Source organism: Shewanella sp. KJ2020 (genome assembly GCF_024197625.1).
GTDB lineage: Bacteria > Pseudomonadota > Gammaproteobacteria > Enterobacterales > Shewanellaceae > Shewanella.
The window spans coordinates 1-12448 of record NZ_JAKUKD010000027.1; the positions used below are offsets into that span (position 1 = coordinate 1).

The following is a 12448-nucleotide window of genomic DNA, read 5'->3' on the forward strand; positions in this document are numbered from 1 at the left end:
CCTTTTAGAGGTTTGGAACATCTTACTTACTCGCACTGCATGTAAATGGGGCTATAGCTCAGCTGGGAGAGCGCCTGCCTTGCACGCAGGAGGTCTGCGGTTCGATCCCGCATAGCTCCACCATTTACTGCTTGTTTTAAGTTAACAAGTGACATGCATTATGGATAGAGATGCCAAAGATAAACTGAAAAATTATCTTTGGCTTTTTTAAGCCCGCTCTTTAACAATTTGGAAAGCTGATAGTATTAAACACAATGATGTCTGTCGTTGTGTTGATACGAAAAAGGTTTAATGCGAGAGCATTGAACATTGAGTTCTCAAACACTTTATTAAGTGTCTTGAATATTCAAGTCTAAGGCGAGTCCATCTTCTTGGTCGAAGATGAGACAAGTAAAACCAGCTGGTCGCAATGCGGCACAGATGAGTGAAACTCATTTGGGTTGTATGGTTAAGCGACTAAGCGTATACGGTGGATGCCTTGGCAGTCAGAGGCGATGAAGGACGTAGTAACTTGCGAAAAGCGTTGGCGAGCTAGTAACAAGCATTTGAGCTAACGATGTCCGAATGGGGGAACCCGGCCGCATAAGCGGTCATCGCAACATGAATACATAGTGTTGCGAGGCGAACGAGGGGAACTGAAACATCTAAGTACCCTTAGGAAAAGAAATCAACCGAGATTCCCCTAGTAGCGGCGAGCGAACGGGGATTAGCCCTTAAGTCAGTGGGGTGTTAGTGGAATGCGTTGGGAAGCGCAGCGGCACAGGGTGATAGCCCCGTACACGAAAACTAACCATTGATGAAAACGAGTAAGGCGGGACACGTGACATCCTGTTTGAATATGGGGGGACCATCCTCCAAGGCTAAATACTCCTGACTGACCGATAGTGAACCAGTACCGTGAGGGAAAGGCGAAAAGAACCCCTGTGAGGGGAGTGAAATAGAACCTGAAACCGTATACGTACAAGCAGTGGGAGCGGTTCTTGAGACCGTGACTGCGTACCTTTTGTATAATGGGTCAGCGACTTACATTTTGTAGCAAGGTTAAGCGAATAGCGGAGCCGTAGGGAAACCGAGTGTTAACTGCGCGTTGAGTTGCAAGGTGTAGACCCGAAACCCGGTGATCTAGCCATGGGCAGGTTGAAGGTTGAGTAACATCAACTGGAGGACCGAACCGACTAATGTTGAAAAATTAGCGGATGACTTGTGGCTGGGGGTGAAAGGCCAATCAAACCGGGAGATATCTGGTTCTCCTCGAAAGCTATTTAGGTAGCGCCTCGAGCGAATACCATTGGGGGTAGAGCACTGTTAAGGCTAGGGGGTCATCCCGACTTACCAACCCTTTGCAAACTCCGAATACCAATGAGTACTACTCGGGAGACAGACGGCGGGTGCTAACGTCCGTCGTCAAAAGGGAAACAACCCAGACCGTCAGCTAAGGTCCCAAAGTGTATGTTAAGTGGGAAACGATGTGGGAAGGCTTAGACAGCTAGGATGTTGGCTTAGAAGCAGCCATCATTTAAAGAAAGCGTAATAGCTCACTAGTCGAGTCGGCCTGCGCGGAAGATGTAACGGGGCTAAACATACCACCGAAGCTACGGGTGCAGCCCATTAGGGTTGCGCGGTAGAGGAGCGTTCTGTAAGCCGATGAAGGTGAAGGGGTAACCCACGCTGGAGGTATCAGAAGTGCGAATGCTGACATGAGTAACGATAAAGGGGGTGAAAAACCCCCTCGCCGAAAGACCAAGGGTTCCTGTCCAACGTTAATCGGGGCAGGGTGAGTCGACCCCTAAGGTGAGGCCGAAAGGCGTAATCGATGGGAAACAGATTAATATTTCTGTACTTCCGCTAACTGCGATGGAGAGACGGAGAAGGCTAGGCTAGCGCGGCGTTGGTAGTCCGCGTTTAAGGTGGTAGGCTGATTTCTTAGGCAAATCCGGGAAATCTAAAGGCCGAGAGCTGATGACGAGGTCCTACGGGACTGAAGTAGTTGATGCCATGCTTCCAGGAAAATCTTCTAAGCTTCAGGTTAGCGGGAATCGTACCCCAAACCGACACAGGTGGTCGGGTAGAGAATACCAAGGCGCTTGAGAGAACTCGGCTGAAGGAACTAGGCAAAATGGTACCGTAACTTCGGGAGAAGGTACGCTCTTGTTGGTGATGAGACTTGCTCTCTAAGCTGACGGGAGTCGCAGATACCAGGTGGCTGCAACTGTTTATCAAAAACACAGCACTGTGCAAACTCGCAAGAGGAAGTATACGGTGTGACGCCTGCCCGGTGCCGGAAGGTTAATTGATTGGGTTATCGCAAGAGAAGCTCATGATCGAAGCCCCGGTAAACGGCGGCCGTAACTATAACGGTCCTAAGGTAGCGAAATTCCTTGTCGGGTAAGTTCCGACCTGCACGAATGGCGTAATGATGGCCACGCTGTCTCCAGCCGAGACTCAGTGAAGTTGAAATTGCGGTGAAGATGCCGTATACCCGCGGCTAGACGGAAAGACCCCGTGAACCTTTACTATAGCTTGGCACTGAACATTGAACCTACATGTGTAGGATAGGTGGGAGACTATGAAGTTGGAACGCTAGTTCTGATGGAGTCGTCCTTGAAATACCACCCTTGTAGTTTTGATGTTCTAACCGAGGCCCCTAATCGGGGTTCGGGACAGTGCCTGGTGGGTAGTTTGACTGGGGCGGTCTCCTCCCAAAGAGTAACGGAGGAGCACGAAGGTTGGCTAAGTACGGTCGGACATCGTACGGTTAGTGCAATGGCATAAGCCAGCTTAACTGCGAGACAGACACGTCGAGCAGGTACGAAAGTAGGTCATAGTGATCCGGTGGTTCTGAATGGAAGGGCCATCGCTCAACGGATAAAAGGTACTCCGGGGATAACAGGCTGATACCGCCCAAGAGTTCATATCGACGGCGGTGTTTGGCACCTCGATGTCGGCTCATCACATCCTGGGGCTGAAGTCGGTCCCAAGGGTATGGCTGTTCGCCATTTAAAGTGGTACGCGAGCTGGGTTCAGAACGTCGTGAGACAGTTCGGTCCCTATCTGCCGTGGGCGTTGGATGATTGAGGGGAGTTGCTCCTAGTACGAGAGGACCGGAGTGAACGAACCGCTGGTGTTCGGGTTGTCATGCCAATGGCATTGCCCGGTAGCTACGTTCGGAATCGATAACCGCTGAAAGCATCTAAGCGGGAAGCGAGCCCCAAGATGAGTCATCCCTAGGTCTATAAGACCTCTAAAGAGCCGTTCGAGACTAGGACGTTGATAGGCATGGTGTGTAAGCGTTGTGAGGCGTTGAGCTAACATGTACTAATGACTCGAGAGGCTTAACCATACAACCCAGATGGGTTTTGCTAAGCGAACTTAGACAGAATATAAACACTTAATGAAGTGTGAACTCAAAGTAAGTCTTAACTCAATAAGACAGTCAGCTTTCCGAATTATTAAATAAGATAAGAGCAGATTTTAGTTCCTAGAATCTAGCAGCACGCAGTGAGCTCTCGAGTCTTGTTTAAAACCGAATTTGCTTGGTGACAATAGCATTGTGGTCCCACCTGATCCCATCCCGAACTCAGAAGTGAAACGCAATCGCGCCGATGGTAGTGTGGGGTCTCCCCATGTGAGAGTAGGTCATCGCCAAGCATCCAAATAAACACAAAAGCCCTAGCCTCATCGCGAGGGCTTTTTGTTTTTGTAATATAAGGCTTGGTTAACCTTAGACAATCTGTAGCGATGTGAAACTGTAATCATAAACACCATTACTGTGTGATGCTACTTGCATGGGTTGCTGCTGGATATTGTTGCCGACACGGCCGCCGCTGTTGGGCTCTCTGGCGTATAGCTGTACTTTAGCTCCTCAAAGTTCAGTGCAATGTTTTCTGTTAAGCGATCTTCTCCTCCTGAACCACCCGTAGAAAGACTCGAGACCCATACATTTGTCAGTTCGATATTAATGTATTCGCTTTGTTCTCTTCCCGCTTTACGCACTACGAGTGTAGCTTTGGGATATTTAATATGGGTGACTTGATTCATCAGGAGTTCAGGTGATGCACTGTCTACGTATTTTGTTAGGCTGATATCTTGAATACAAACTTTGCGTGAGTCGCTACTTGCGCCCCATGACCATGCGAGTATGTCAATTTCTCCACGGTGTTGGCTGTCTTGGCTTTCCCCATCTACTCCATCAATTTTTAAAAACATGTCGACTGCGGCTTGGGTATTGAGCGAGCAAATGCTCAATACACTGAGTAAAATCCATCTTTTGAACATAGTCATTCACCTTGTCGTGAGCTTGTGAGTACAACATTGAACTATCAGTTTAGTCGGTGTTTGCTATGAGTAGCGCAAAATTGCCCTGTAGCTGGGTTGATTTGTGCTCAGTGAATACTGATCCGCAGCAGTTAATTTCATTGTTTGTAGTTGCTATTCGGCGCGTGGTTACCTACCTTATGGCAAAACTTGTGATGTTTACTCAAGGGAAGATGATGAAATTAGAGATGATTTGTACTGGGGAAGAGGTGTTGGCGGGGCAGATTGTTGATACCAACGCCGCTTGGTTTGCTAGTACTATGATGGAGCATGGCATTGAAATCCAACGTCGAGTCACAGTGGGCGATCGCTTGGAGGATCTGATCGCGGTATTCCAAGAGCGTAGCTTACATGCCGATGTGATTTTAGTTAATGGTGGTCTAGGGCCGACGAGTGATGATATGTCGGCTTTAGCCATGGCGAAGGCGAAGGGCGAGTCATTGGTTGAGAATGCCGAGTGGCGTGAGCGTTTGGAGGACTGGTTTACTCGCAATAATCGTGTAATGCCCTTAAGTAATCTCAAGCAGGCCATGCTACCTGCCTCTGCGGTGATGGTCGATAACCCAGTGGGAACCGCCTGTGGTTTTAGAGTTAAGCTTAACCGTGCCTGGTTATTCTTTACCCCTGGTGTGCCTTTTGAGCTTAAGCACATGGTTACAGAACAGTTTGTGCCTTTTATCCGCGAAGAGTTTAATCTGGATGGAAAGGTTGCTTTAAAGAAGCTATTGACTATAGGCCATGGTGAATCGGCGTTAGCGGATAAGTTAGAGCCACTTGAGTTACCCGAGGGAATTACAATCGGTTATCGCTCTTCTATGCCGCATATTGAGATTAAGATTTTTGCCCGTGGCGAGAAGGCGATAGCGGTATTACCTCGCGTTGCTGGGCACATCAAAATGGTGCTGGGTACTGCGGTCGTCGCAGAAGATAAAGCCACACTTGCCGAAGAAATTCATTATAAGCTACTCAACTCAGGCTTGACCTTAAGCGTTGCCGAGTCGTGCACTGGTGGTTTGATTACCAGTCAATTGGTCGACTTTCCCGGCAGTTCATCTTACTTACAGCACGGATTAGTAACTTACAGTAATGAATCTAAAGTTCGCGTACTCGGTGTTAATCCTTCTACCTTAGATGATCACGGCGCAGTCTCAATTGCGACTGTGGAAGAAATGGCTAAGGGTGCAAGGCGAATATTGGACAGTGATTATGCGCTGGCAACCAGTGGTATTGCAGGGCCCGATGGTGGCACAGAAGATAAGCCAGTGGGTACAGTTGCCATTGCATTAGCGACCCGTAATGGCGTTTATAGTCAGATGATTAAACTACCGAGACGTTCGCGGGATCTCGTGCGCAGTTTAAGCGCAGCAGTGGCCTACGATATGTTAAGACGTGAGCTGTTAGCTGAAGCCGTCATTGTCGATTATCAATCGATTGGGCGATTTAGCAAGTAAGGGATTTGTGGGTATCTCTAGGTTAAAATTGGTAAAAAATGCTCCCGAGGGAGCATTTTTATGGAAGATTATCGATAAAACGAGCCGTTATTTAGTGAACTTAAGCACTAATTTGCCAGGGGCAACTTGAATACTCTCGGTCATTTTTGCCATTAAGGCTTGATTGCTATCTTTTGTATCAAGCACATACACAGGCTGGTTCTCTAAGAATAGTCTCAAGTAGCCCATCACCTGCGGCGTGGCGCTGCTAATGGCTTTTTCGATATCCTTTGGTGTTGACTCCACTTTGACTAATTCGAGCTGGCGCAGATAGACACTGTGGGTTGCGCTGTCATACCAAGGTTTAGCCTCGAAAGTCGTAGTGAGTTTTGCACTCAATGGAAAGATCGGATTCTTAATCGATACTTGGGTTGCGGCACTCACACTCATAGTGTCAGGTTTTTCCCCTAGCCTAACACTGATGTCGTTAATGCGCACTTCTGCGCCAACGAATTGATTGCCTTGCTTAACCTCAAAGTGAATTTCTTTACTGAGGTACTGCTCCATTTCGCGCTCGCAGATACTGTACTGGGTGACGCAGCCGCCAAGCAGTACAGTGATCCCTAAGCAGATTGTGCGGGTGATTTTGTTCATTAACCTGTGTTTCTCATCCCCGCTGCCACACCGGCAATGGTCAGCATTAGCGCTAACTGTACATGTTCGGAGGCGGGTGTTTCTGTGGTTTCCTTACGTGTCCGCGCTAATAGCTCGGTCTGTAAGAAGTTTAATGGATCGATATAGGGATTGCGTAGTTTGACTGACTCGCGATTCCACGGTGTATGCGCCATTAAACTATCCGATTTTGTCAGTTCGAGCACGACTTTAATGCCGAGATCTAAGCGTTGGCGCAGGGTTTCACCTAAATGGTGTAAGTCTTTCGGTACCAAGCAGGTTTCGTAGTAGCGAGCCAAATTAGGCTCAGCCTTAGCATAGACCATTTCCAGCATGGAAATTCGAGTGCTGAAGAAGGGCCATTCCCGCTCCATATCCTGCAGTAAACCCATTTCATCACGCTCGCAGGCGGCTTGTAAGGCTTCTCCTGCGCCGAGCCATGCCGGTAACATCAAGCGGTTTTGCGACCAAGCAAAGATCCACGGAATGGCTCGTAGACTTTCGATGCCACCATCGACACGCCGTTTGGCAGGGCGACTGCCAAGTGGTAGTTTACCCAGTTCAACCTCAGGCGTTGCCGCGCGGAAATAGGCTACAAAATCAGGCTCTTCGCGAACAATGCCCCGGTAAGCACTGACTGACTCCTGCGCGATACGTTCCATGCAGTTGCGCCATTCTTGCTTCGGCTCCGGTGGAGGTAATAAAGTGGCCTCTAATACCGCCGAGGTATAAAGGGCGAGGCTTTGAACCGCGAGTTTGGGCAGGCCAAACTTGAAGCGGATCATTTCGCCCTGCTCGGTGACACGAATGCGGCCATCGACCGAACCTGGTGGTTGCGAGAGGATTGCCTTGTGTGCTGGACCGCCTCCGCGACCAATACTGCCACCACGGCCATGGAATAAGGTGAGTTTGACGCCTGCTTGCTTACAAACTGTGACTAACTGCTCCTGCGCCCGATACTGTGCCCAAGCGGCCGCCATAACACCGGCATCTTTGGCTGAGTCAGAGTAACCAATCATCACCTCTTGCATGCCCTTGGTATAGCCACGATACCAGTCGATATCGAGTAATGCGGTAATACACTCGGCGGCGTTATTTAAGTCACTCAAGGTTTCAAACAGTGGCACCACGCGCATGGGGTGTGAGCAACCTGTCTCTTTGAGTAACAGTAACACAGTTAATACATCTGAGGGTTTGCTCGCCATCGAAATCACATAGGATCCAAGCGCTTTAGCCGGATGTTTAGCAATCAAACGGCAGGTACTAAGCACTTCTGCCACATCGGCAGAGGGTTGCCAGTTGCTGGGGATCAATGGCCGACGGTTGCTGAGTTCGCGTAATAGGAAGGCTTGCTTCTCGGTTTCATCCCAATGATTGAAATCACCCATGCCAAGGTAACGGGTTAACTCGGCGAGCACATCGCAGTGGCGGCCAGCATCTTGGCGAATGTCGAGTCTGAGCATATGAATGCCAAAACAGGCGAGACGACGGAGAATATCGAGTAATAAACCGTTGGCGATTAAGCGCATACCGCAGTCGGTTAAACTCTTATAAAGCATTTCTAATGGCGCTTTGAGATCGCTTTCTTGCCAAATTAAGCTCGACTTATCGACTTCAGGGTTGTGGCCTTCGATGCGAGCGTTTAAGTAATCTATGGTATCGCGCAGCTTTTGTCTTAATGAACGCAGCACAAAACGATAGGGTTCACAGCTGTTATTGGTATAAGCCTTTAATTCATCATTGGCCTCTTCCATCGACAGCTCGCCGACCAGCAGGACTATGTCTTTTAAGAATAATCTTGCCGCCGCATGGCGGTTGCGATCGAGCACTTCTTGGGTGACTTTAGCGGTCACAAAGGGGTTGCCGTCACGATCGCCGCCCATCCAGCTAGAAAAACGCACTGGTGCGATATCAATCGGCAATTGTTGGCCCGTGCGTTGCTGAACTTGGTCATTAAGCTGTCTTAGGAAGTCAGGCACCGCATGCCAGAGAGATTCTTCAATGGTGGATAATCCCCAGCGGGCTTCATCCACTGGGGTGGGGCGTTCGCGGCGGATCTCATTCGTGTGCCAAATCTGGGCGATTAATTGGCGTAGACGCAGATTGATTTGCTGACGTTCTCTATCCGACAGTTGGTCGTTTTCTTGCTCGGCAAGGCAGTCGACAATGGCAGCGTATTTTTGGATCAGGGTGCGACGGGATATTTCTGTTGGATGGGCGGTGAGCACCAGATCTATATCTAATGTTTTTAAGCAATCCAACATCTTAGTTTGATCTATGCGGCCATTGAGCATACGACCAAGCAATTGCTCCACGGGATCGGGAACACAAACCAGCTCATCACAGTTACGGCTAATAGTATGGAATTGCTCGGATAAGTTGGCGAGGTTGAGGAATTGGTTGAAAGCTTTCGCAAACGGGACTAACTCTTCGTCTGGCAGGGCCGTTAGCAGCTCTAGCATTTGCTCCCTAGCCGCTTCGTCACCACGGCGTGAGTCTTTTGCCAGCTTACGGATTTGCTCAACCTTCTCAAGAAAAGAATCGCCGAGGTGGGTGCGCATCGTATCGCCAAGGATTTGTCCTAACATACTCACGTTCGATCTTAATGACGCATACATATCCGTCACATTGTCTGCCTTGGTTACCACCATAGTTACTCCGAATAGAAAAACATAAAAATCCGCTTTGTATATAGTCCGCTAGCACAATACCTATCACTTGGGGCTATGGTCAACAGCGGAACATATAACTTATACGACTGGCTTATCTGATATGCAACTAATCGCAATGATCGTTGAAGAATATTCAATAGATATGCGAAGTCACGCAATATTTTGTGATGATTAGCGCGAGTGAATATGAAGTGCATCATTTTGTGCTTTGCAAGCATGTATCTTAGCTGTTAATAAAAAGGACTGATTTTGGCGCAAATTAGCTCTGGATAACTGACTTATTAACGAGTTAGCTGAATGGGTGGTAGGCGGTCGAGATCCGTATTTAAGGAATAAATACAAAAATAAATTAAAAATATATATTCACATATATTGCATAAGTAGATCTTTGTGGTAGTCTAGCCTGCAGTTGAGATGAGTCACCCTCTGTGACCTGTAGAGCGAATATCATGATGCAAAGCATTAACCTGACAGTGAATACAATAACAACCCATTACCATTTCCTGCGACGATAGTCTTGTCATCATAGAGATACGCTGTTGCGTGTACACTATTCATCTATTCTTTAAGTTTCTTTTATTCGGTTTATAAAAATACATATGAAAAACATCGCCATTATTGGTGCCAGTGGTTACACAGGCGCACAGCTCACCGCTTTAATCCATGCCGAAGCAGGATTGACGATTCAGGGCTTGTATGTTTCTGAAAACAGTTTAGATAAAGGCAAACCTTTAGCGGATTTGTATCCGGTTTATAGTCATATTTCTTTATCTCTCTCACCCTTAACCGATGAGGCTAAGGCAAAAATCGTTGCCGAAGCCGATGCCGTGGTATTAGCGACTGAGCATTCAGTAAGCTTACATTTAGCCGCTTGGTTTTATAGTCAAGGGTTAGCAGTATTCGATTTAAGCGGTGCCTATCGTTTCAGCGATGTGGCGCAATATCCTAAGTGGTATGGCTTTGAGCATGAATATCCTGAGGTTTTAGCTAAAGCCGTGTATGGCCTTGCCGAATGGAATGCGAAAGAAATTGCGGCGACTAAGATGATTGCCGTGCCAGGTTGTTACCCAACCGCATCATTGACAGCGTTAAAACCGCTAGCGAGTTTACTGACATCGGCTTATCCGGTGATCAATGCCGTGAGCGGCGTAACAGGTGCGGGCCGTAAGGCGCAGTTACACACCAGTTTTTGTGAAGTGAGCCTGACACCCTACGGTGTATTAGGCCACAGACATCAACCCGAGATCGCCACTCAACTTGGCCAAGAAGTGATATTTACCCCGCACCTTGGCAACTTTAAGCGTGGCATTTTAGCTACCATTACCGTGCAGCTAAAGCTAGGCACAACGACTGCCGATGTTGCCGCGGCCTATAGCGTGTATGACAAGGCGCCATTGGTGACCGTGAAGCACAATCAGTTCCCGAAAGTGGACGATGTAGTGCTGACACCGAACTGCCACTTAGGTTGGAAGTTTGATGAGAATAGCGGTTACTTAGTGGTTGCCAGTGCCATCGATAACTTGATGAAAGGTGCCGCCAGCCAAGCGCTGCAATGCATAAAGATTCATTTTAACCTTTAATTGTTCATCCTTATTTAAGAGAGTCGTCAAGATGTCTACAAACAACTCAGTATTAGTGCTTAAAGTGGGCGGCGCGCTGCTGCAATGCGAAATGGGGATGGCGCGGTTAATGGATACGGCCGCGGCTATGTTAGCCAATGGTCAGCAAGTGTTAATGGTTCATGGCGGCGGCTGTTTGGTGGATGAACAGTTAGCGGCTAACGGCATGGAAACCGTCAAGTTAGAAGGTTTACGGGTGACTCCGCCTGAGCAAATGCCGATTATTGCCGGTGCACTTGCGGGCACTTCGAACAAAATTCTTCAAGGTGCAGCGACTAAGGCTGGGATTGTGAGTGTGGGCATGAGCCTTGCCGATGGCAATACTGTATCGGCAAAGATTAAAGATGAACGTTTAGGCCTAGTGGGCGAAGTCACGCCAAAGGATGGCACTTATCTTAAGTTTATCCTCGAGCAAGGTTGGATGCCGATTTGTAGCTCCATCGCCATGATGGACGATGGCCAAATGCTGAACGTCAATGCAGACCAAGCGGCGACGGCCTTAGCCAAATTAGTGGGTGGCAAGTTAGTGCTGCTGTCGGATGTGTCTGGGGTGCTCGATGGTAAAGGCCAGCTCATCCATAGTTTAAATGGCAAGCAGATAGCAGACCTTGTTAAACAAGGTGTGATCGAAAAAGGAATGAAGGTCAAAGTTGAAGCTGCGCTCGAAGTCGCGCAGTGGATGGGGCAGGCGGTGCAAGTTGCCTCGTGGCGTGATGCAAGCCAATTAATCGCATTAGCAAAAGGTGAAGCCGTGGGCACACAAATCCAACCATAAACGGAGTAGGTTATGAAGCATTTACTATCGATAAAAGACTTAACCCAGCAGCAGTTACAGGATCTGATTGCCTTGGCAAAGACGATCAAAGCCAATCCGGCAGAGTATCGCCATGCGCTGGATGGCAAGAGTGTGGTGATGTTATTTGAAAAACCATCTCTGCGTACTCGTGTTAGCTTCGATATCGGTATTAATAAGCTCGGTGGCCACTGTTTATACCTAGATCAGCAAAACGGTGAGCTAGGTAAACGGGAATCGGTTGCTGACTTTGCTGCTAACCTGTCCTGTTGGGCCGATGCGATTGTGGCGAGAACCTATTCGCACAATACTATCGAACAATTAGCCGAGTTTGGCACTGTGCCTGTGATCAATGCGCTGTCGGATTTGTATCATCCTTGCCAAGCTTTAGCCGATTTTTTAACACTCGCCGAGCAGTTTGAGGATGTCAGCAAAGCCAAATTAGCTTATGTGGGTGATGGTAATAATGTCACTCACTCGCTGATGTACTGCGCGGCTATTCTCGGTGCCACCATGACAGTGATCTGCCCTGCGGGTCACTTTCCTGATGGCTACGTTGTGGCCGAAGTGCAAGAGCTCGCTAGCCGATATGGCGGTAAGATTGTACTGACCTCAGATATAGATGCGATTGAAGGCCACGATGCTATCTATACTGATACTTGGATTTCCATGGGCGACCCAACGCCGCTGTCAGATATCAAAGCGAAGTTTGCGCCATACCAAGTCAACAAAGCCTTGATGGCGAAAGCGGGCGCTAACTTCTTTATGCATTGTTTGCCCGCCCACCGTGGTGTAGAAGTAACAGATGAAGTGATGGACGGTGCAGGCTCCTTAATTCTGCAACAAGCCGAAAATCGGATGCATGCCCAAAATGCGGTACTGGTAACCTTATTTAGTTAAATTAACCCTGTTTAGCAGCCTGTTTTCTCCTAGGTGAGAAACGAGTCA

At 48.3% G+C, this 12448-nt stretch carries 7 protein-coding genes, 1 tRNA gene and 2 rRNA genes; 7 read left to right on the forward strand and 3 right to left on the reverse strand.

The window, feature by feature from the left end:
• Positions 1-47: 47 nt before the first annotated feature.
• The 3 genes from MJO46_RS14125 to rrf all read left to right on the forward strand — a co-directional run bounded on the left by MJO46_RS14125 (position 48) and on the right by rrf (position 3648).
• Positions 48-123, forward strand: a tRNA-Ala gene (locus tag MJO46_RS14125).
• Positions 124-446: 323 nt separating this feature from the next.
• Positions 447-3340 (forward strand): 23S ribosomal RNA (locus tag MJO46_RS14130).
• Positions 3341-3532: 192 nt separating this feature from the next.
• Positions 3533-3648, forward strand: a 5S ribosomal RNA gene (rrf, locus tag MJO46_RS14135).
• Between the two features lie 129 nt (positions 3649-3777).
• Here rrf and MJO46_RS14140 read toward each other — a convergent pair.
• On the reverse strand, positions 3778-4275 hold the full coding sequence (locus MJO46_RS14140; RefSeq protein WP_253989856.1) for a type VI secretion system tube protein Hcp: 498 nt from the start codon (positions 4273-4275) through the stop codon (positions 3778-3780).
• A 215-nt stretch (positions 4276-4490) separates the two neighbouring features.
• On the opposite strand from MJO46_RS14140, the gene MJO46_RS14145 reads away from it, so the two are divergent.
• Entirely contained in the window at positions 4491-5765 is a 1275-nt protein-coding gene (locus tag MJO46_RS14145) for a CinA family nicotinamide mononucleotide deamidase-related protein (protein ID WP_253989938.1), read from the forward strand.
• A gap of 87 nt (positions 5766-5852) precedes the next feature.
• Here the strand turns inward: MJO46_RS14145 and MJO46_RS14150 are convergent, their stop codons facing one another.
• Positions 5853-6398: a DUF1439 domain-containing protein gene (locus MJO46_RS14150; RefSeq protein ID WP_253989857.1), complete on the reverse strand. Its 546-nt coding sequence runs from the start codon at positions 6396-6398 to the stop codon at positions 5853-5855.
• Complete coding sequence (gene ppc / locus MJO46_RS14155) at positions 6398-9067, reverse strand: phosphoenolpyruvate carboxylase (RefSeq protein WP_253989858.1); 2670 nt, start codon at positions 9065-9067, stop codon at positions 6398-6400. Before ppc ends, MJO46_RS14150 begins: the two co-directional genes overlap by 1 nt.
• Positions 9068-9687: 620 nt before the next feature.
• Here ppc and argC point away from each other — a divergent pair.
• The 3 genes from argC to MJO46_RS14170 are packed head-to-tail and all read left to right on the forward strand — an operon-like array spanning position 9688 to position 12400.
• Positions 9688-10668, forward strand: coding sequence for an N-acetyl-gamma-glutamyl-phosphate reductase (argC, locus tag MJO46_RS14160; protein ID WP_253989859.1), 981 nt, complete (start codon positions 9688-9690; stop codon positions 10666-10668).
• Positions 10669-10699: 31 nt separating this feature from the next.
• Positions 10700-11482: an acetylglutamate kinase gene (argB, locus tag MJO46_RS14165; RefSeq protein WP_007644494.1), complete on the forward strand. Its 783-nt coding sequence runs from the start codon at positions 10700-10702 to the stop codon at positions 11480-11482.
• Positions 11483-11494: 12 nt separating this feature from the next.
• Entirely contained in the window at positions 11495-12400 is a 906-nt protein-coding gene (locus MJO46_RS14170) for an ornithine carbamoyltransferase (protein WP_253989860.1), read from the forward strand.
• The last annotated feature ends 48 nt before the right edge of the window (positions 12401-12448 follow it).